Origin of the sequence: Bradyrhizobium xenonodulans, assembly GCF_027594865.1 — a bacterium.
In the GTDB taxonomy this organism is placed as follows: Bacteria; Pseudomonadota; Alphaproteobacteria; order Rhizobiales; family Xanthobacteraceae; genus Bradyrhizobium; species Bradyrhizobium xenonodulans.
Genome location: NZ_CP089391.1, coordinates 2,086,294 through 2,105,100, shown reverse-complemented (window position 1 = coordinate 2,105,100; position 18,807 = coordinate 2,086,294). Strand labels below are relative to the sequence as shown.

Annotated in this window: 18 protein-coding genes; 6 read left to right on the top strand and 12 right to left on the bottom strand. The window is 64.6% G+C overall.

The features are described 5' to 3' along the window. Positions 1-137: 137 nt before the first annotated feature. From I3J27_RS09940 to I3J27_RS09925, 4 genes are all read right to left on the bottom strand, one after another. A complete protein-coding gene (locus tag I3J27_RS09940; RefSeq protein ID WP_270168190.1) occupies positions 138-1,871 on the bottom strand; it encodes an FAD-dependent oxidoreductase in 1,734 nt (577 codons plus the stop codon). A 58-nt stretch (positions 1,872-1,929) separates the two neighbouring features. After that, positions 1,930-2,949: a S1C family serine protease gene (locus I3J27_RS09935; RefSeq protein WP_270168188.1), complete on the bottom strand. Its 1,020-nt coding sequence runs from the start codon at positions 2,947-2,949 to the stop codon at positions 1,930-1,932. Positions 2,950-3,041: 92 nt separating this feature from the next. Further along, entirely contained in the window at positions 3,042-3,491 is a 450-nt protein-coding gene (locus I3J27_RS09930) for a hypothetical protein (protein ID WP_270168182.1), read from the bottom strand. A gap of 7 nt (positions 3,492-3,498) precedes the next feature. Beyond that, a complete protein-coding gene (locus I3J27_RS09925) occupies positions 3,499-5,097 on the bottom strand; it encodes a GMC family oxidoreductase (protein ID WP_270168180.1) in 1,599 nt (532 codons plus the stop codon). Between the two features lie 202 nt (positions 5,098-5,299). Here I3J27_RS09925 and I3J27_RS09920 point away from each other — a divergent pair, with 202 nt between their 5' ends. Next, positions 5,300-6,088, top strand: a complete 789-nt coding sequence (locus I3J27_RS09920; protein ID WP_270168178.1) for a thermonuclease family protein — start codon at positions 5,300-5,302, stop codon at positions 6,086-6,088. A gap of 214 nt (positions 6,089-6,302) precedes the next feature. On the opposite strand, the gene cyoD is transcribed toward I3J27_RS09920, so the two are convergent. Genes cyoD through I3J27_RS09900 form a run of 4 tightly spaced genes read right to left on the bottom strand, consistent with a single transcriptional unit; the run spans position 6,303 to position 10,081 of the window. Continuing rightward, positions 6,303-6,692, bottom strand: a complete 390-nt coding sequence (gene cyoD / locus I3J27_RS09915) for a cytochrome o ubiquinol oxidase subunit IV (RefSeq protein ID WP_270168176.1) — start codon at positions 6,690-6,692, stop codon at positions 6,303-6,305. Then, positions 6,689-7,330, bottom strand: coding sequence for a cytochrome (ubi)quinol oxidase subunit III (locus I3J27_RS09910; protein WP_270168174.1), 642 nt, complete (start codon positions 7,328-7,330; stop codon positions 6,689-6,691). The genes cyoD and I3J27_RS09910 overlap by 4 nt, the downstream gene beginning before the upstream one ends. Then, positions 7,330-9,330 carry a cytochrome o ubiquinol oxidase subunit I gene (gene cyoB / locus I3J27_RS09905; protein ID WP_270172649.1) on the bottom strand — a complete coding sequence of 667 codons (2,001 nt, stop codon included), beginning with the start codon at positions 9,328-9,330 and terminating at the stop codon, positions 7,330-7,332. Before cyoB ends, I3J27_RS09910 begins: the two co-directional genes overlap by 1 nt. After that, positions 9,320-10,081: a cytochrome ubiquinol oxidase subunit II family protein gene (locus I3J27_RS09900; RefSeq protein WP_270168172.1), complete on the bottom strand. Its 762-nt coding sequence runs from the start codon at positions 10,079-10,081 to the stop codon at positions 9,320-9,322. The genes cyoB and I3J27_RS09900 overlap by 11 nt, the downstream gene beginning before the upstream one ends. A gap of 318 nt (positions 10,082-10,399) precedes the next feature. Between I3J27_RS09900 and I3J27_RS09895 the strand changes: the two genes are divergently transcribed. Further along, positions 10,400-11,200, top strand: a complete 801-nt coding sequence (locus I3J27_RS09895) for an SDR family NAD(P)-dependent oxidoreductase (RefSeq protein ID WP_270168170.1) — start codon at positions 10,400-10,402, stop codon at positions 11,198-11,200. 186 nt (positions 11,201-11,386) lie between these two features. On the opposite strand, the gene I3J27_RS09890 is transcribed toward I3J27_RS09895, so the two are convergent. Further along, positions 11,387-12,718, bottom strand: coding sequence for a PQQ-dependent sugar dehydrogenase (locus I3J27_RS09890; protein WP_270168168.1), 1,332 nt, complete (start codon positions 12,716-12,718; stop codon positions 11,387-11,389). A 234-nt stretch (positions 12,719-12,952) separates the two neighbouring features. Between I3J27_RS09890 and I3J27_RS09885 the strand changes: the two genes are divergently transcribed. The 3 genes from I3J27_RS09885 to I3J27_RS09875 all read left to right on the top strand — a co-directional run bounded on the left by I3J27_RS09885 (position 12,953) and on the right by I3J27_RS09875 (position 15,512). Next, on the top strand, positions 12,953-14,143 hold the full coding sequence (locus tag I3J27_RS09885) for a urate hydroxylase PuuD (RefSeq protein ID WP_270168166.1): 1,191 nt from the start codon (positions 12,953-12,955) through the stop codon (positions 14,141-14,143). A gap of 156 nt (positions 14,144-14,299) precedes the next feature. After that, positions 14,300-15,157, top strand: a complete 858-nt coding sequence (locus I3J27_RS09880; protein WP_270168165.1) for a VOC family protein — start codon at positions 14,300-14,302, stop codon at positions 15,155-15,157. 73 nt (positions 15,158-15,230) lie between these two features. Continuing rightward, the gene (locus I3J27_RS09875; RefSeq protein WP_270168163.1) at positions 15,231-15,512 is read left to right on the top strand and encodes a hypothetical protein; all 282 of its coding nucleotides are present in this window, start codon (positions 15,231-15,233) and stop codon (positions 15,510-15,512) included. An 8-nt stretch (positions 15,513-15,520) separates the two neighbouring features. Here I3J27_RS09875 and I3J27_RS09870 read toward each other — a convergent pair whose 3' ends face one another. Beyond that, the gene (locus I3J27_RS09870) at positions 15,521-16,552 is read right to left on the bottom strand and encodes a L,D-transpeptidase family protein (protein ID WP_270168161.1); all 1,032 of its coding nucleotides are present in this window, start codon (positions 16,550-16,552) and stop codon (positions 15,521-15,523) included. A 180-nt stretch (positions 16,553-16,732) separates the two neighbouring features. Between I3J27_RS09870 and I3J27_RS09865 the strand changes: the two genes are divergently transcribed. Then, positions 16,733-17,695, top strand: a complete 963-nt coding sequence (locus I3J27_RS09865) for a lytic transglycosylase domain-containing protein (RefSeq protein ID WP_270172647.1) — start codon at positions 16,733-16,735, stop codon at positions 17,693-17,695. Position 17,696: 1 nt separating this feature from the next. Here I3J27_RS09865 and I3J27_RS09860 read toward each other — a convergent pair whose 3' ends face one another. Together I3J27_RS09860 and I3J27_RS09855 are read right to left on the bottom strand one after the other, a co-directional pair. Further along, complete coding sequence (locus I3J27_RS09860; RefSeq protein ID WP_270168159.1) at positions 17,697-18,080, bottom strand: cupin domain-containing protein; 384 nt, start codon at positions 18,078-18,080, stop codon at positions 17,697-17,699. Between the two features lie 11 nt (positions 18,081-18,091). Continuing rightward, positions 18,092-18,796 (bottom strand): SDR family oxidoreductase, encoded by a 705-nt coding sequence (locus tag I3J27_RS09855; protein ID WP_270168157.1) that lies wholly within the window; start codon positions 18,794-18,796, stop codon positions 18,092-18,094. Between the last annotated feature and the right edge of the window lie 11 nt (positions 18,797-18,807).

Below are 18,807 nucleotides of genomic sequence, written 5' to 3'. Positions count from 1 at the left end.
AAGGCTGGCGCCACACACTCAGTGTCATCGCCCGGAAAGCGGGCGATCCAGTACTCCGAGACGGTCGTGGTTGAATCGATGGGCCGCGGCGTACTGGATGCCCCGCCTTCGCGGAGCATGACAGCGGTGGGAGGCGGCTACACCGACGTCGCGGCTACGCTTGGCACCACCGACGCCGCCACCGCCCCGTCCGCGAGATGCCGCCCCGCGATATACCCGAACGTCAGCGCCGGCCCCAGCGTAATGCCCGGCCCCGGATAATTGCCGTTCATGATCGAGCCCATGTCGTTGCCGCAGGCATAGAGCCCCGCGACCGGCGTGCCGTCCTCGCGCAGCACGCGTCCTTGCGCATCCACCTTCATGCCGATCGCCGTGCCGAGATCGGCCGGATAGATGCGCATGGCGAAGAACGGCGCACCGACGATCGGCGCGACGCAGGGATTGGGCTTGTGGGCGGCGTCGCCGAGGTGGCGCTGGTAGATGGTGCTGCCGCGTCCGAATTCGGGATCGCGCCCCTCCTTCGCATCGGAATTGTAGTTCGCGATCGTCGACGTGAGCACAGACGGGTTGATGCCGATCTTCGCCGCCAGTTCTGCGATACCCGTGCCCTCGAGCAGCTCGCCACTCGTCACATAGCGCCGGACACTACGCGTGAACGGCTTGATGCGGCCAAGGCCGTAGGCCCACAGGAACGGACGATCGCAGATCAGATAGAACGGCCGATCCGGCTCACCATTGCCGTCACGCAGCATGGCGAGCACGAACTCGTGGTAGGACAGCGCCTCATTCACGAAACGCTGGCCCGCAGCATTGACGGCGATCACGCCGGGCTTGGCGCGGTCCGTCACCGTATGAGGGAACACGCCGCGGCTGCCGTCAGCCCGCTGGAACAGCGAGGCCGGCACCCAATAGGCCGGGCTGGTCGCCTCCGTGTTGAGCGCGGCGCCGGCCGTCGCTGCAAGCCGGAGCCCGTCGCCCGTACCTGCCGTGTTGGTCGCCGAGACGAATCCCGCGGCAGGCGGGAAGAAGCGTTTGCGCAAAGTCGCATCGTGCGAGAAGCCGCCCGTCGCGAGCACCACACCGCGGCGTGCGACGATCGAGCGATCGCGCGAGCCGTGACGGATGACCACACCGCTGACGCGATCGCCCTGCATCGACAAATCTTCGACGTCGGCGCTGAAGAGGATCTCGACCTGCCGCGCCAGCAGCGACGCGTACAGCCGCGCCGCGAGCGCGTTGCCGAGATGAAGGGTCGTGCCCCGCGGGCTGCGCAGCCGCTGCAACGCGTATTCGGAAACGAGTCGCGCCGCGCGCAAGGTGGAGCGCAGCGATTTTCCAACCCGCCTCAGGTGCGGGATGTCGAGACGGTTGACCATCATCCCGCCGAACAGCGTGAACTCCGGCAGCGGCGACCGCAAGCGCGCAAAGCCCTTGCCCAGCCGCGTGCCGTCGAATGCGACCGGCTCCAGCACGCGCCCGCCCGATGTCGCGCCCAGCCGCTCCGGATAATAGTCGGGATAGGCCTTCACGGGCTGAAGGCGCACCTCCGTGTTGGCTTCGAGCCAGGCGATCGCCTCGGGCCCGCGGGCGAGGAAGGCGGCGCGCAAGCCGGCATTGGCAGGCTCCGGCACCGTGCTCGACAGATAGCGGACGGCATCCGTGATGCTGTCCGAAAGCCCCGCCTCTTTCATCTTGGCATTGGCGGGGATCCAGACCATGCCGCCGGACCACGCCGTGGTGCCGCCGACAAAAGCGGTCTTCTCAATCACCAGCACGCGCAGGCCTTCGGCCGCCGCGACGGCCGCAGCGGTCATGCCGCCGGCGCCAGCGCCGATCACAATGACGTCGTAAGTCTCGTGTGCCGGCATCATGCGGCAAGGGTCCGAAGGCGAGGCATGACACCGTCATACCCCGCCTGCGGGTTCGCAGCTAGCGGGCCGGCTTCCGCTCGATGGGGTCGATATCGATCGCCCGCAGGCGACCGAGCCGCAGCACGTCCATGGCGAGCCGCCGGCCGATCCGGTCCCGGTCGAGCACGCGGATCAGATCGTCGACGCCGTTGATCTCGACGCCATCGAGCCTGATCGCGACGTCGCCGGGCAACAGGCCCGCCTTCGCCGCCGGCCCATCCGGCTCGATCTGCATCAAGAGCGCGCCCATCTTATTCTCGACGCCCGCCAGCACCGCGTGCCGCCGCGGAACCGGCGCGGTCTGTCCGGCGACGCCGATATAGGCGCGGCGAACATAGCCGTGGCGGATGATCTCGGAGAGCACGAACTGCGCGGTGTTGCTGGCGACCGCGAAGCAGATGCCCTGCGCGCCATTGATGATCGCGGTGTTGACGCCGATCACCTCGGCGTTCGACGACACCAGCGGTCCGCCGGAATTGCCGGGATTGAGCGCAGCGTCGGTCTGGATCACGTCCTCGATGGTCCGTCCGCTCACCGAGCGGATCGAGCGCCCCAGCGCCGAGACCACGCCGGCGGTCACGGTCGATTCGAAGCCGAGCGGATTGCCGATCGCGATTACGAGCTGGCCGCGCTTGAGGCTCTTGGAATTGCCGAGCGCAGCATAAGGCAAGTCGCGGACGCCGTTGGCACGCAGCAGCGCAAGATCGGTGTCGGGGTCGACGCCGAGTACCCTTGCGTCGCCGACGTTCCCTTCGACATCCCGCAGCCGGATCTCCTTCGACGAGCCGACCACATGGCTGTTGGTGAGCACGAGACCATCAGGCGAGATCACGATGCCGGAGCCGAGCCCGCCGCGCTCGCGGCCGTTCGGCACCTTTGGCCCGGTCTCGACCCGCACGACGGCAGGGCCGACGCGATCGGTCACGTCGATCACGGCATTGGAATAGGCGTCCAGCAGGGCCCGGTCATCGACCGGGACAGACGCTGTCGTTCGCGATGACGAGGCGTCATCGACGATATCTGAGGTGAAATCCAGCATGGTAGGAGTCCTTGAGGCTCACACAGATGGTGGCCTGGTCCCTCCATCGCAAGTGGCCCGCCTTGGGGCGCAGGGCTGGGCTACCCAGGTGGCTAGGGCGCCCGCCGCAGCTTGCCTGCCCTCGCCTTGACCGGGTCGAGCAGCGACCAGTCGCCATCCGGCAGCACATAGCCCTTGGGGAACGGCGCACGCAGCTCGAGCCCGAGCGAGCGCAGCACGCGGTCGTCGCGGTAGTAGCATTGCAGGACGACGCGAACGAGCGTTGCCGCTGTCGCGCCGCCGTGCTTGCGAAACTCCTGCGCCACCGCATTGCGCCTGGCGGCATCGAGTTCGGCGAGCGGCTGCCCTGCCAGCCGCGCCAGATGATCCAGCGCCGCCGCCACCAATTTGGTGTCGCGGCCGAGCGTCGCAAGCATGTCGGCCTGGATCGCGGGATCGTCGGCGCCGGGCACCTTGTATGCGTCGCTGGCGGGCACGATCATCGCGGCGACGGTGCGGAGGTCGTCGCGCTGGGCGGGCGTGAGTTGAAGACTTGCGGACATGACGGCCTCAGTCGAACAGATTGGCAAGGCGCTGCTTCATCTGGTCGGCGATGTAGAGCGCGAGGGCCTGGATGGTGGAGGTCGGGTTCACGCCGCCCGAGGTGACGAAGATGCTGCCATCGACGATGAAGAGGTTCTTCACATCGTGCGTGCGGCCCCATTCGTTGACGACGGAACGAGAGGGGTCGGTGCCCATCCGTGCGGTACCGAGCAAATGCCAGCCGCCCCACGGGATCGGCGAGTTGACGCAGATGTCGGTCGCCCCCGCCGTCTCCAGAACCTCGCGGCCGCGGGCGAGCGCATGCTCCATCATCTTCCGGCTGTTCTCGCTGATCGTGTAGTCGATCTTCGGCGCGGGGATGCCGTGACTGTCCTTCAGGACGGGGTCGAGCGTGACCTGATTGTGCTCCTCCGGCAGATCCTCGCAGATCGCGGAGAAACCGAGCCGATGGCCGTTGAGCTTGCGGAACACTCGATGATGATCCTCGCCCCACGGCAGAATGCCCTTTTGCTCGCTGACGACCGCCTCGAACACCGGCCCTGCGCCGCGCACGAACTGGACGCCGTAACCACGCACGAAGCCGCGCGACAAATCCGTGTCATACCATTCCTTGCTCCACAGGCAGGTCGGCGGCGCGCGATTGGAGTCGGTCGGCTCCTTCACATAGCCGTAGATCTGCGCATAGGGGTGGAACATCAAATTCTTGCCGACGAGGCCGGACGAATTGGCAAGCCCGTTCGGAAAGCGATTGGATGCCGAGTTCAGCAGCAGCCGCGGCGTGCCGACGCCGTTGCAGGCGATGATCACGACATGCGCCGGCTGGAACTGCTCGACGCCGTCCTTGTCGTAATACACCACGCCCGAGGCCATGCCGCTCTCGTCGGTGGTGATCTCGCGCACCCGGCAATGGGTGCGCAGCTCGACGCCGGCGCGGATCGCGTGCGGCCAATAGGTGATGTCGGTCGAGGATTTTGCGCCTTGCGCGCAGGCCGGCGTGCAATGGCCGAGATTGATGCAGCGCGCCCGGCCCTCGTAGTCCATGGTGGCGACGGTCGTGTCCGACGGCCACCAGTGCCAGCCGAGCTTGTTCATCGCCTTGCCGATGATCGCACCCGTCAATCCCATCGGCTGCTGCGGCATCGGCGGATGCGTCAGCGGCGAGCGCGGATCGCCTGACAGACCTGACGTGCCCATCATGCGGTCGTTCTCTTCGAAGAACGGCGTCAGCGCGTCGTAATCGATCGGCCAGTCGTCGGCGACGCCATCGAGCGTCCTCACCTTGAAATCGGAGGGATGCAGCCGCGGCCAATGCGCGGTGTACATCACCGTCGAGCCGCCGACCGCGTTGTAGTTGACGACCTTGATCGGCGAATTGTCGTCGTTGATCGGATAGTCCTCGGGCCGACCGCGCACGTTGGGGCTCGACGACCACTCGCCGTAGAACTTGGCCTCCCAGTCGCGGCCCGTGCTGGGATATTCCGCCGGGTTCATCCAGCCGCCCTGCTCCAGGCAGAGAATGTGCATCTTGGTCTCGGCCAGCGACCACGCGATGGCGGCGCCCGAAGCGCCGGCGCCGATGATCAGGACGTCCACGGGGTCTTTCATCGAAACATCGCCCTCCCGCCCTCGCCGCTTCCCGGGCGATTCGGCCATCACGGCTCGCAGGCTTGCGCAAACGATAGGGGTAGAGCGACCCGCGAGTAAAGCTGCGAGGCCGGAATGTCGCACTTCGCGGGGCGCAGACCATTGGTATCGCCCCATCCGGATGCTAGGAACAAGGCGAAAGAGCAATCGATAGCGAGACCGTATGTCCTTCAGGAATTCATTTGCCGCCGCCCGCGCTTTCGCGCTCGTTTTTTGTCTCGCTTTGTCCGGATTCCTGGGGGCCTCCGGCCCGGCTTCCGCGCTGACCGCCACCGCGACAGTCCGGGACGCCAATTCGATCCAGCTCGGCGACGTCACCTACCGCCTCGACGGCGTCGATGCGCCCGAGCTGGATCAGGTCTGCATCGACGATCACGCCGATCCCTGGACCTGCGGCATCGAGGCCCGCGACCAACTGGCGAAGCTGATCAACAAGCGCTCAGTGCGCTGCGACGATGTCGGGCCGGAAAAGAGTTTTGGCAAACGGCACCGCGCGATCTGCACGGCCGAGGGCGACAAGACCAGCCTGAACGAGCAGTTGGTCAAGCTCGGCTATGCCATCGCGCGCGAGCCGATCAAGGCCAACGTCAAGCCGGGCGCGGCCGAGGCCAAGACCGCCTCAGCCGGCATCTGGAAGGGCTGCTTTGTTGCACCGCAAGAATTTCGCACCGGCAGGAAGGACGGGGCATTGCTGGGCGCCGCGTGCCGGCCCGACCGCGACAAGGAGATCCGCGCCGTGTTGTTTCCGGAGGACCTGACGATGCCGCCAAGCTGCGGCATCAAAGGCAAGCTCGCGGTGCGCGCACGCGTCACCGGCAATATCGGCATCTACCATCTGCGGGGCTGCCCGAGCTATCCCGCGACCACCAGGCCGGACCGCTGGTTCTGCTCCGAGGACGACGCGCAGGCCGCCGGCTTCCGCAAGGCCTACAACTGCCGCCGGCCGAAGTGAACAATTGGTTCACGCACGCGTGAGTGGTAGTCCGAGACCGTATTGATCCGGAATTGAACTCTAACGGGAGTTGCGGCACTTATATGTGTACGCAAGCGCTTTGCGCGAGCGTTTCCTTGGCGGACGATCCTCATCGGATTGTCTTTGCTCGGGCGTTTCCTCCCTAGACTTGGGCCGCTTGTCACAACAAGCGGCTCTTCTTTTTCAGGCGCCCCTACATCCGCGTCTTCATGATCTGGTCCATCGGCGGCATGTTTGCGTTCAGATGCGCCATAATCCAGACCGTCCCGCCGACCACCAGGAAGACGACCAGCAGCCCGAAGGCGAGCGCCAGCACATTGTTGGTATTGTCCGGGCCCGTGGTGATGTGCAGGAAGAACACGAGATGCACGCCCATCTGTGCGATCGCGAGCACGATCAGCGCAACGGGGATAGAGGGCTGCCAGACCAGGTCGGTGCCGGCGATGAAGAATGAGGTTGCCGTCAACAGCAGTGCCAGGCCAAGACCAACGACGTAGCCGAGCACGCGCTCGCCGACGCTGTGTTGCTCTTCGTCGCCCGGCGCGATGTCATGTTCGGTCCGAATGTGGGTCTGATCGCTCATGCGCCACTCCCCAGCAAATAGACGACGGAGAACACCGCGACCCAGATGATGTCGAGCGCATGCCAGAACAGCGCAAAGCACATCATCCGGCGCAGGATGTCGGCGCGGAATCCCTTGGCGAAGACCTGGGCCATCATGGTCAGAAGCCAGAGTACGCCGGCAGAGACATGCAGGCCGTGGCAGCCGACCAGCGAGAAGAACGCGGTCAGGAAGGCGCTGCGCGAGGGACCATAGCCGCGCGCGACAAGGTCCGCGAACTCCCGGAACTCGATGACGAGGAATATGACGCCCAGCAGGCACGTCACCGTCATGCCGAGATAGAACCAGAATCGGTTGCGTACGTCGGCGGCAATGCTGGCCATGCCGCAGGTGAAGCTCGATAGCAGCAGGCATACCGTCTCGATCGCGACGTTCCTCTGCTCGAAAATCTCCGAGCCTCTCGGGCCGCCGGCGGTCTGGCCGGACAGCACCGCATAGGCCGCAAAAAAGCAGGAGAACATCACGATGTCGGAGAGCAGGAAGACCCAGAAGCCGTAGGCCGTCACGATGCGCTTGGACGCGGGGCCGGGATGCTCGATGACGACACCGATGTGATGGGGATCGGCATGGGCATGGCCTGCGGTCGCAGTCATAGCCATCAGATCGTCCCCGCCATGCTGACGAGGCTGCGACGCTCCTCGAGATTGACACGGTCTATCGCTGCGACCTCGTCGGCTGGAATGACGTATTCGTCATGGTCGCGCCAGGCGAACACGACGAAGGTCGCGAACGCGCCGATGCCGCCCAAAATCACCATCCACCAGATGTGCCAGATCAGCGCGAAGCCCATGATGGTGGCGAAGAACGCGCAGACGAAACCGGTCGGCGAGTTCCTGGGCATCTCGATGTCCTGATACTCGGGAACGTCATGCCCGAGCGATTGCTGGCGGGCATGGATCTTCATGTCCCAATAGGCGTCCTCGCCGCGCACGTCGGGATTGAAAGCGAAATTGAACACCGGCGGCGGCGACGCGGTCGCCCATTCCAGCGAACGGCCGTCCCAGGGATCGCCGGTGCGGTCGCGCAACGCCTCGCGGTTGCGGATGCTGACGACGAGCTGCATGATCTGGCAGATCACCCCGATGGTCAGCACGGCCATGCCAATCGCCGCGACGATCATCCAGGGCCGCCAGGCCGCGACGTCATAATGCTGCATGCGCCGGGTCATGCCGAGCATGCCAGCGACATAAAGCGGGATGAAGGTGATGAAGAAGCCGAGGAAGGTGAACCAGAACGCAGCCTTGCCCCAGCGTTCGTCGAGGCGGAAGCCGAACGCCTTCGGAAACCAATATTCGAAGCCGGCGAAGGCGCCGAACAGCACGCCGCCGATGATGACGTTGTGGAAGTGCGCCACCAGGAACATGCTGTTGTGAAGCATGAAGTCGGCCGGCGGCACTGCGAGCAGGACACCCGTCAATCCGCCGACGATGAAGGTCACCATGAAGCCGACCGCCCACAGCATCGGCGTCGCGAAGCGGATGCGGCCGCCATACATCGTGAACAGCCAATTGTAGATCTTCACCCCCGTTGGCACCGCGATGATCATGCTGGCGATGCCGAAGATGGCGTTGACGTCGGGGCCTGCCCCCATCGTGAAGAAATGGTGCAGCCACACCATGAAGGAGATGACGCAGATCGCCATGGTGGCGAGCACCATGGAGCGGTAGCCGAACAGCGCCTTGCCGGAGAAGGTCGAGACCACCTCGGAGAAGATGCCGAACGCCGGCAGCACGAGGATGTAGACCTCCGGGTGTCCCCAGGCCCAGATCAAATTCATGAACATCATGACGTTGCCGCCGGCCTCGTTGGTGAAGAAGTGGAAGCCGAGATAGCGATCGAGCAGCAGCATCGCGAGCGTGGCGGTGAGGATAGGGAAGGCCGCCACGATCAGGAGATTGGAAGCCAGCGTGGTCCAGCAGAACATCGGCATGCGCAAATAGTTCATGCCCCTGGTACGCAGCTTCAGCACCGTGGTGACGAGGTTGATGCCGGCCACCAGCGTGCCGACGCCTGATATCTGCAACGACCAGGCGTAATAGTCGACGCCGACGCCCGGCGAATAGGACAGCTCCGACAGTGGTGGAAAGGCGAGCCAGCCGGTGCGGGCGAACTCACCGATCACGAGCGAGAGATTGACCAGCAGCGCGCCGGTCGCGGTCAACCAGAACCCGACGGAATTGAGCGTCGGGAAAGCGACATCGCGTACGCCGAGCTGCAGCGGCACGACGAGGTTCATCAGCCCGATCACGAACGGCATCGCCACGAAGAAGATCATGATGGTGCCGTGGGCCGAGAAGATCTGGTTGTAGTGCTCCGGCGGCAGATAGCCTTGCGACTGGTAGGCCACCGCCTGCTGGATCCGCATCATGATGGCGTCGCTGCCGCCGCGCAGCAGCATCACCGAGGCCAGCAGGATGTACATGACGCCGATCCGCTTGTGATCGACGCTGGTGATCCATTCGTGCCAGAGATAGGGCAGATGCCCCTTCACCACGACCCAGATCAGCACGCCAAGGATCGCGACCAGCACCACGGCACCCGCGATGAGGGGTATCGGCTGATCGAACGGAATGGCCGACCAGTCGAGCTTACCGAGCATCATGGCCTCCACTGTGGGGACGGCCGGCATCGGAGATCAGCTCCGGGCCCGGCCCGGACGGAATGTGCTGGGTTGCGATCAGGTCGAACAGACGCGGATCATCGAGCCGGTACGTCGGCCTGCCCTTCTCGATGCCCTGCTGCATCAGCTTCTTGTAGCTCTCCTCGTTAAGCACGGCATCGGTCTTCGCGGTTGTCGCGACCCAGTCCGGGAAGGCGAGCGGCGAGATCACGTTGACGTCGAACATCATGTCGGGAAAACCGTCGCCGGAGAAATGCGCCGACAGGCCTTGCAATTTCCCCTCATTGTCGGCGCGCAGGTTCAGCTTCGTCACCATGCCGTTCATGGTGTAGATCATGCTGCCGAGCTGCGGGATGAAGAAGGTGTTCATCACGCTCGACGACGTGAGCTGGAAATTCAGCTCGGCGCCGGCCGGCACCGTCAGCGTGTTGACGGTGGCGATGCGCTGGTCCGGATAGATGAAGAGCCATTTCCAGTCGAGCGAGACGGCCTGAATCCGCACCGGGCTGCCGGTCCCCGGCACCGGTGCCGCGGGATCGAGCTGGTGCGAGCCAATCCAGGCGACGCCGCCGAGCAGGATGACCGTGAGCGCGGGGATCGCCCACACCACCATCTCGACGCGGCCGGAATAGACGAAGTCAGGCTGGTACCGCGCCTTCGGATTGGACGCGCGAAACCAGAACGCAAAAGCCAGAATCGCGAAAATGGTCGGCACCACGATCACGAGCATGATGAAGACAGAATCGACTAAAATAGTTCTGTTGGCCGCAGCCACGGGCCCTTGTGGATCAAGCAGATTCATCGGCAAGCCACTGGCGGTTGGAAGCCCCAAGAGAGAGCATAGCGCGGGAAGGCTCCGCAACAAACGCGGTCGCCCGAGAACGGTTCCTGAACCGCAAGGGCCAGCCATGCGCAATGGGTCGGGCGCAACATGCAATTCCATGCGATGTCAATGACATGAACGCAGGAGCACGCTCTTCTCTCCGATTGAGGCGATTGCTAATCTGCACGAAAATATTGGCTGAACAGCCCCCGGGAGTGAACCGAGATGCGCTTGAAGGACAAGGTTGCGATCGTCGTCGGCGCGGGCCAGAGCCCCGGAGAAGGCATGGGCAATGGCCGCGCCACCGCGCTCACCTTCGCGCGCGAGGGCGCGAAAGTGCTGTGCGTGGACCATCACCTGGAGTCGGCGCAAGAGACGGTGGCGATGATCGCCGCGAAGCAAGGCACCGCCGCAGCCTTCAAGGCCGACGTGACCAAAGCCGCGGACATCAAAGCGATGGTGGCGGACGCGCAGACGCGATGGGGCCGCATCGACGTGCTGCACAATAATGTCGGCGTCAGCCTGTCCGGCGGCGATGCCGAGCTGCTTCAGTTGACCGAGGAGGCGTTCGACCGCGTCGTCGCCATCAACCTGAAAAGCTGCATCCTGGCGGCGAAGGAAGTCATCCCGATCATGCGCGCGCAGAACAGCGGCGCCATCATCAACATCTCCTCGATGGCCGCGATCACGACCTATCCTTACGTCGCCTACAAGGCGACGAAGTCGGCGATGATCGCCTTCACCGAGCAGCTCGCCTACCAGAACGCCGAATACGGCATCCGCGCCAACGTCATCCTGCCCGGCCTGATGAACACGCCGATGGCGGTCGACACCCGCGCCCGCGAATGGTCCAAGACCCGAGCCGAAGTCGAAGCCGAACGCGACAGCAAGGTGCCGCTGCGCAAGAAGATGGGCACGGGCTGGGACGTCGCGAACGCCGCGCTGTTTTTGGCGTCGGACGAGGCGAATTTCATCACGGGCGTGACGCTGCCGGTGGACGGTGGCGCGAGTGTGAGACGGGGGTAGGAGAAAGCGAGCACACGTTCTTCCTTCTCCCTTGTGGGAGAAGGTGACGCGAAGCGCTGGATGAGGGGTTGTATCTACGAACTCACAGGTCATTCGCGGAGAGAGACCCCTCACCCGTCCCGGCGCTACGCGGCGAGCCACCCTCTCCCACAAGGGGCGAGGGTGCGCCTTCACCGCGGCGCGAGTCTAATGCGTCACCCGCCAGATCGTGCCGTTGCCATCCTCCGACACCAGCAGCGCGCCATCCTTCGCCGCGGCAACACCGACCGGCCGCCCCCACACCTCCGTGTCGCTCACCACGAACCCCGTGACGAAATCCTCGTACTCCCCGGTCGGCTTGCCGTCCTTCATCCGGATGCGGATCACCTTGTAGCCGGTGCGCTTCGACCTATTCCACGAGCCGTGCTCGGCGGCGAAGGCATCGCCCTGATAGCCGGATGGAAACTGCGCACCCTGATAGAAGGTCATGCCGAGCGAGGCCGAATGCGGCTGTATGAGCACATCAGGCACCGTCACCTTGTCCTTCAAATCAGGCCGCGCGCCGGCGTGGCGCGGGTCTTCATTGCCGCCGATATAGAACCATGGCCAGCCGTAGAACGCGCCTTCCTTCACGCTGGTCACATAGTCGGGCACGAGGTCGTCGCCGAGGCCATCGCGCTCGTTGGTCGAGCACCAGGGCAAGCCCGTCTGCGGCTGGATCGCGAGACCGACGCAGTTGCGGATGCCGGTGGCATAGATCTTCCGCTCCTTGCCGTCAGGATTGAACGCCAACACAGCGGCGCGCTCGGTCTCACTGGCCCAGGCCGCGCCGAGCGGCTGCGCTTTCGCCCACGCCTCCAACCCGCCCGGCGGCGTGCCCATGCCCTCGGCGACGTTGCTGAGCGAGCCGACCGAGATCAGCATGCGCTTGTTGTCCGGCGTGAAGACGATGTCGCGGGTGGAATGGCCGCCGTCATGCGGCAGGCTTGCCACGATCGTCTCCGCCTTGCCGCGCGCCTTGAGATCGCCGGCCTGATAGGGAAAGCGGACGACGCTGTCGGTGTTGGCGACATAGACCCATTGCGGATTGTCGCCGTTCGGGAAGAAGGCGATGCCGAACGGCTGCCTCAGCCCGCTGGCAAAGACCTCGTTGGTCGCGATCTTGCCGCCCTCCCCCGTGCGCAGCACGCGGATGGTACCACCCCGCGTTTCCGCGACGAAGACATCGCCGTTCGGCGCAACCCTAATGATGCGCGGCGCGCGCAGGCCTTCCGCGAACAGCTCGATCTTGAAGCCGGCCGGCACCTGGGGTGCAGCTTCCGACGGACGCGGCACCACGCGTGCGGAACTCGCAACCGACCGCGAGGCGCCGGGCCTGACCAGATCCTGCGGCCGGATCAGCCTGACCGTGCCGGGCTTGTCGGACTGCCAATCGCCGTAGGCGTCCTTGCCCTGCAGCACGGGCTCGGCCTGCACCAATGTCGCAGCCGCGGCCAGCATCCCCGCAGCCAACGCCGCGGTCGATATCCTGTTTTTCACGTCGTCTTCCTCCCGGCCTGCACGTCTCAGGCGGCAACGCCGATTGACCACAGACGTTCTGCAAAAGGCAAATCGCCTGCCGAATCCCACGTCAGCTCATGCCCGCACGATGTGCATCAGCCGCAGCCCATCGTACTGGAAAATGGGGCAGATCGGTGCGACACATTGTAAGGGCTGGGCCGCCGGTTGCGGTCATCAAAGCTGCGGCATTTCTGTCGCAATGATGGGGTGATCATGTGGGGATCCATCATATCGGAATGGGCGAGCCTGCTGCTGCGCTGGCTGCATGTGGTCGCCGCGATCGCCTGGATCGGTAGCTCGTTTTATTTCATCGCCCTCGACCTCAGCCTGAAGCCGCGGCGTGACCTGCCCGATGGCGTGCAGGGCGAGGCCTGGCAGGTCCATGGCGGCGGCTTCTACCGGATCATGAAATATTTGGTCGCCCCCAGCCAGATGCCGGATGAGCTGACCTGGTTCAAATGGGAGGCCTACACCACCTGGCTGTCCGGCTTCGCGCTGATGGTGGTGGTGTATTATCTCGAGGCCGATTTGTTCCTGGTCGACAAGTCGATCCTCGACCTCACGCCATTCCAGGCCGGACTGTTCAGCTTCTTCAGCCTTGCGCTGGCGTGGTTGCTCTATGAGGCCGCCTGCCGCACCGGGCTCGCGCAACGCGAGCTGCCCTTTGCCATCGGCGGCTATCTGTTCCTGGTCGCGCTGACCTACGCCTTCACCCATGTGCTGAGCGGCCGCGGCGCCTTCAACCAGATCGGCGCGATCATCGGCACCATCATGGTGGCCAACGTGTTCGCGCTGATCATCCCGAACCAGAAGACAATCGTGGCCGCCCTGATCGCGGGCCAAGCGCCCGATCCCAAACTCGGCAAAGCCAGCAAGGAGCGCTCGGTCCACAACAACTACCTGACCTTGCCGGTCGTCGTGCTGATGATCAGCAACCACTACCCCCTGCTCTACGCCACGCGCTTCAACTGGATCATCGTCGCGATCATTCTGGCGCTCGGCCCCGTGATTCGCCACTTCTTCAATGCGCGCCATGCCGGGCGCAAATCGCCGTGGTGGGTGTGGGGCGTGGCAGCGGTCGGCGTGATCGCGATCCTCTTTCTCTCCGCAGCAGGCCCGCGCGAGGCCAGGACCAGCGCCCTGTCGGCGCAGCCGACGCTCGCCAACGTCGAGGAGATCGTGATGTCCCGCTGCAGCATGTGCCACGCGACTGAACCGGTCTGGGCCGGCATCGTGACCGCACCGAAAGGCATCCTCCTCGATGCGCCCGAGCACATCCATCGCAACATCCGCCTGATCGGCCGCGTCGCGGCCTGGTCCAATGCGATGCCGCCCGGCAACATCACCGACATGACCAGCGAAGAGCGCGCCATCCTCGCCGCCTATATCGAGCAGGCGCGCTGAGCCATCGCCTCTCATGCGTCGATGCCGCGTTTCGCGGAACGAAATTCCGCCTCTCCCGCTGATTTGAAAATGACTTGATCGCCTATCCGGCGTAGACAGGACCGGCGGCCGCTCATGCGGCCTGAAGTCAGTTTGCAATTGTTGCGGGGAAGAAAAGTGGCCCTCAAGAACGTCATCGGTATCGACCACGCCGTGGTCATGGTTCAGGATCTCGACAAGGCCGCCGAGAATTACCGGCAGCTCGGCTTCACCATCTCCCCGCGCGGCACCCACAGCGCGCATATGGGCACCGGCAACTACACCATCATGTTCGACCCCGACTATATGGAGCTGCTCGGCGTGCTCGCCCCAACCGAGGCCAATGCACCGGCGCGCGCCTTCCTCGACAAGCGTGGCGAAGGCATCGAGCGTATCGCCTTCACCGCAGTCGATTCCGCCGCGGGCGCGGAGGAGATCCGCGCACGGGGCTTGATACCGATCGGTCCGACCGATTTCGAGCGGCCGGTGACGCTGCCCGATGGCACGGTCTCGGCCGCAAAATTCCGCACCTTCATGTGGCCGACCGCGGAAGCGCCCGGCGGCGTGCGCATCTTCGCCTGCCAGCACAAGACCCGCGAGACCGTGTGGATCCCCGAGCTGATGACGCATGCCAATGCGGCGAAGCGCATCAAGCAGACATTGATCGCAACGCCCGAGCCCGCGAAGGAAGCTGCGCATCTGGGCCGGCTGATCGACCGCGAACCGAAGACTGAGAACGACGGCGCGGTGACCGTGCCCTCCGGCGGCGATCGTGCCGACTTCGTCTATCTGACGCTGGACCAGCTCGGCAAACGCTATCCCGGCGTCTCGCTTGCAGGTCTCTCCGAGCGTGGCGGCGCGGCGCTGGTTCTCGTCAGCGGCGATCTTGCGGCGACCGAGAAGGCGCTGGGTTCGGCAGCGGCGCGCAGCGGTGCTGCGATCTGCGTGCCGCCGGCCAAGGCCAACGGCACCCTGCTCGTCTTCGTTGCCGCCTGATTTGAACTAATTCTTTAACAAGCGTTTACCCGGCAGGCTTAGGATTTTCAGGCATTTCACGCTGCCTGAGGCCATGCGCATGTTCAAAGAGGGATCGCCGATCGCCTATGACGCGCCGGCCGAACTGAAGAAGTGGCCGTCGCTGAAGGGCGAGAGGCAGAAGCACAGAGGTCCGCCCTATCTCGTCTACAACGGCACGCTCGCCGACTGCGTCCGCGAGCTCATGGGCAAACCCATCAAGGGCATCTCGCTCTACGACATCATGACGAGGCCGCAAGCGGCGTTCGACCAGACCGTGCTGTCGCCCGGCGATGCCGCCGAGATCGCGATGCGCAAGGACTTTCCCAAAGACTAATTCAGAACTTAGTTCGCGGCGCGCGTCGCGGCCGGCTTCACCTGTTTCGACGAGGACTCCGTCGGCGCATCGAGGAAGACGACAGGCGTGCCGCGCTTGACGTTGTCCCCGAGCGTACGAGCGTCCCAATTGGTGAGCCTGACGCAGCCGTGAGAGGCGGATTTGCTGACCCTGTCGGGCTCCGCCGTTCCATGAATGCCGTAGCCCGGCGCGGACAGGCCGATCCAGTACGCTCCGACAGGATTGTTCGGGCCCGGCTGGATATCGAACGCCTGTTTCGATTTGACGCTGCTGAACTTGTAATCGGGATTGTAGTGATAGGTCGGCTTCTCGTTCGTGCTGGTGACCTTGAGCGTGCCGCTCGGCGTCGGACGATCCGGACTGCCGATCGATGCCGGATAGAACGCGAGCAGAGCACCACTCCCGTCGAAAGCCTTCAGTGCGCCATTCTTCTTGTCGATCTCGAGCCGCGCAATGCGCGGCAGCTCTCGCCGGGCCGGCACGTTTGCCACGACGATCGTCTCGCCGGCCTTGTCGAACGCCCTGCCCGGGTTGAGCGTCCTGAGCAGATCCGCACTCATGTGGAATTTCTCGGCGAGCCCCTCGAGAGGACTGGTGTAGCTCAGCGCCTTCAGCGATTTCATGTCGTCGAGCCTGGCCGGCAGCTCCTTCAGGAATGGTCCCTTCACGTCGGCGTCGGCGATCTTGTAGTCGACGATGACGGGACCCTCGCTCGCTGCCGTCAGCTTGTCCCAGAGCTCGGGCGCTATTGTCTTGTCGGATGAAATGCTGTTCTGCCCGGCAAATGCCTTCAGCGCCTTCTGCGCGTTCTCACCGAGCTTGCCGTCGATCTCGCCGGGTGAGAACTGCGCACGGTCGAGCAGAATTTGAAGCTTCACCACCGATGCGTTGAGCTTGTCGGACGAAGGTTGCTTTGCGGGACGCACTGCATCATTCACCACTGCCGCATCGAGGTTTGCTGCGGGCGCCGGGCAGATGAACCACAGCGACATTACCGCGCCAAGTATCCATCGCATCATGATCGCTTCGTCCCAATCCGTAGATGATCCGCAGGATTGCGGAACCTCCTCTTCGGGAACACCGTAGTAACACCGACGGAACCGGCGAGACCGCAGCTTTGCCGCAATCGGACGGTTAAGAGCTTCTTGTCACCGGCGCAACGCCGGCCGTTCATCCCACAGTTCGAGGTTGTCCACGCAATGCGATTTGTCGTCGCGGCTTGCGCCGCGTTCTTGATTCTGATGTGCGACCTCGATCTGTCGGCGTCCCGGCAAACATCAAATTTCGATCGTGCCACTCTTCAAAACACGCAAGCCTCGCCACTGGTTCCCCTGGTCGAACTCTTCCTCGCAAGCGTTCAGGCCATCGAGCTCGCCAATGCGCGCGCCGCCTATGAACCGGTGATCGAACCGCCGCAAGAGCCTCAGCCGGTCGCGCAGGTGCAGAGATCGCCGACCGAGCAATTCTGTCACGCGCTTCGGGAAGCTGCCGAGACGAGCGGCATTCCGGTGCCGTTCTTTGCGCGCCTGATCTGGCAGGAGAGCCGCTTCAAGTCCAACGAGGTGAGCCAGGCCGGCGCGCAAGGCGTTGCGCAGTTCATGCCGGAGACGGCCGCCGAGGTCGGGCTCGATGATCCGTTCGATCCGATGAAGGCGCTGCCGGCATCGGCCAAATTCCTGCGTAAGCTGCGCGACGATTTCGGAAATCTCGGCCTTGCCGCAGCCGCCTATAACGCCGGCCCCGGCCGCATCCAGAAATGGCTCGCCAGGGAGAGCGAACTGCCGCGCGAGACGCGCGACTATGTCCGCATCATCACCGGCACCAAGGCGGAAGACTGGACCGAGCGCGCGGAGGCCCTCGCGATCCGGATCGACCTGCCGCGCGAAGCCCCATGCGAAGGCATCGGCAGCCTGTCCAAGACGAAAGACGTCGCCTGGGTTCCGGTGAACCTGACGTCCTCGGTCACCACCATCATGCGCAAGGCCGAGCAACTGGCCACACGACTCTCGGCCAACCGCGCGCGCAAACGGTTCGCGTCCCTGCTGCGGAAGAACGCTTCAGCCCACGGCAAGGCGCGCAGCATGATCGCGGCGCGCGCGGCCGGGAAGAGCGCGAAGATGCGCGCCATCCGCATCGCAGCGCGCGAACGTTCCGCCGGTTAGCTCACACCGGCTTGTCGTCGTCCGTCACCGGCGACGTCACCACCAGGAAGACGAGATCGGTGAGGCCGGAATTCGAGATCGCGTGCTCGACGCCGGGCGGCAGGAAGATCACGTCGTGCTTGCGCACGACATGGTTCTTGCCCGCGATCTCCATCAGTCCCTCGCCGTCGAGCACGTGATAGACCTGCTCCTGCACCTTGTGGTGATGCCGCGCGACGTAGGCCATCGGCTGGTACATCGAGATGCGGTAGTCGATGCGGCGCGAGCCCGCGGTCTCCGGCATCACCAGCGGCTTCGACAGCGCACCGCCGAAATGGTTGGGGAATTCGCGCCAGGGCACCTCGGCAATGTTGCGAATGAAGGCGCCGCCAGTCTCCTCGGCCATGGTCGTTCTCCCTAATTCACCAACGCTCCGCCGTCGATATAAACGATCGAGCCCGTGGCAAAACCGTTCGCCATGAAGCTCGCGATCTGCCGGGCGATGTCTTCGGCCATGCCGACGCGGCCGACCGGCAGCGCAGCCGCCGCCTTCGCTAGCATTTCCTTCCGTGCCGCTTCCGGCATCGCGGCCCGGATCGGCGTGTCGATCACGCCGGGCGACACCGCGTTGACCCGCACCGGCGCAAGCTCCAGCGCGAGCGCACGGGCGAGCGATTCCAGCGCGCCGTTGGCCGCGCTGATGATCGCCGAGTTCGGCCGCGGCCGGACGCTGAGGAAACCGGTCACGAGCGTCAGCGAACCACCCGGCCGGATCTCGGCTACGCGCGCGACACGCCAGGCGCCCCAGAATTTTCCTTCCATTGTGGTGCGCACGTCGTCCATCGGCACCGTCTTGAACGGCCCGGTGCGAAGCTGCGCTGCCGTGAGCACGACATGATCGACGGGGCCGGTGCGGCGAAACAGCTCGGCAACGCTCTGGTCGCTGGTGACGTCCGCAGGGATTGCCGTCACTTTCAACCGCTCCGCGACGGGATCGAGCTTTGCTGCGCTACGCGAGGCGATGATGACCTCCGCGCCCTGCCCCTTCGCAAGTTCCGCGGTGGCAAGGCCGATGCCTGAGGAGCCGCCGATCACGACGATCTTCTTGCCTGCGAGCGTCATTGCCATCTCCC

Bases quoted from the DNA above. Each gene is read 5' to 3' on its own strand.
- I3J27_RS09940 (WP_270168190.1), bottom strand. From the start codon at position 1,871: ATGATGCCGGCACACGAGACTTACGACGTCATTGTGATCGGCGCTGGC.
- I3J27_RS09935 (WP_270168188.1), bottom strand. From the start codon at position 2,949: ATGCTGGATTTCACCTCAGATATCGTCGATGACGCCTCGTCATCGCGA.
- I3J27_RS09930 (WP_270168182.1), bottom strand. From the start codon at position 3,491: ATGTCCGCAAGTCTTCAACTCACGCCCGCCCAGCGCGACGACCTCCGC.
- I3J27_RS09925 (WP_270168180.1), bottom strand. From the start codon at position 5,097: ATGAAAGACCCCGTGGACGTCCTGATCATCGGCGCCGGCGCTTCGGGC.
- I3J27_RS09920 (WP_270168178.1), top strand. From the start codon at position 5,300: ATGTCCTTCAGGAATTCATTTGCCGCCGCCCGCGCTTTCGCGCTCGTT.
- cyoD (WP_270168176.1), bottom strand. From the start codon at position 6,692: ATGAGCGATCAGACCCACATTCGGACCGAACATGACATCGCGCCGGGC.
- I3J27_RS09910 (WP_270168174.1), bottom strand. From the start codon at position 7,330: ATGGCTATGACTGCGACCGCAGGCCATGCCCATGCCGATCCCCATCAC.
- cyoB (WP_270172649.1), bottom strand. From the start codon at position 9,330: ATGCTCGGTAAGCTCGACTGGTCGGCCATTCCGTTCGATCAGCCGATA.
- I3J27_RS09900 (WP_270168172.1), bottom strand. From the start codon at position 10,081: ATGCTCGTGATCGTGGTGCCGACCATTTTCGCGATTCTGGCTTTTGCG.
- I3J27_RS09895 (WP_270168170.1), top strand. From the start codon at position 10,400: ATGCGCTTGAAGGACAAGGTTGCGATCGTCGTCGGCGCGGGCCAGAGC.
- I3J27_RS09885 (WP_270168166.1), top strand. From the start codon at position 12,953: ATGTGGGGATCCATCATATCGGAATGGGCGAGCCTGCTGCTGCGCTGG.
- I3J27_RS09875 (WP_270168163.1), top strand. From the start codon at position 15,231: ATGCGCATGTTCAAAGAGGGATCGCCGATCGCCTATGACGCGCCGGCC.
- I3J27_RS09870 (WP_270168161.1), bottom strand. From the start codon at position 16,552: ATGATGCGATGGATACTTGGCGCGGTAATGTCGCTGTGGTTCATCTGC.
- I3J27_RS09865 (WP_270172647.1), top strand. From the start codon at position 16,733: ATGCGATTTGTCGTCGCGGCTTGCGCCGCGTTCTTGATTCTGATGTGC.
- I3J27_RS09860 (WP_270168159.1), bottom strand. From the start codon at position 18,080: ATGGCCGAGGAGACTGGCGGCGCCTTCATTCGCAACATTGCCGAGGTG.
- I3J27_RS09855 (WP_270168157.1), bottom strand. From the start codon at position 18,796: ATGACGCTCGCAGGCAAGAAGATCGTCGTGATCGGCGGCTCCTCAGGC.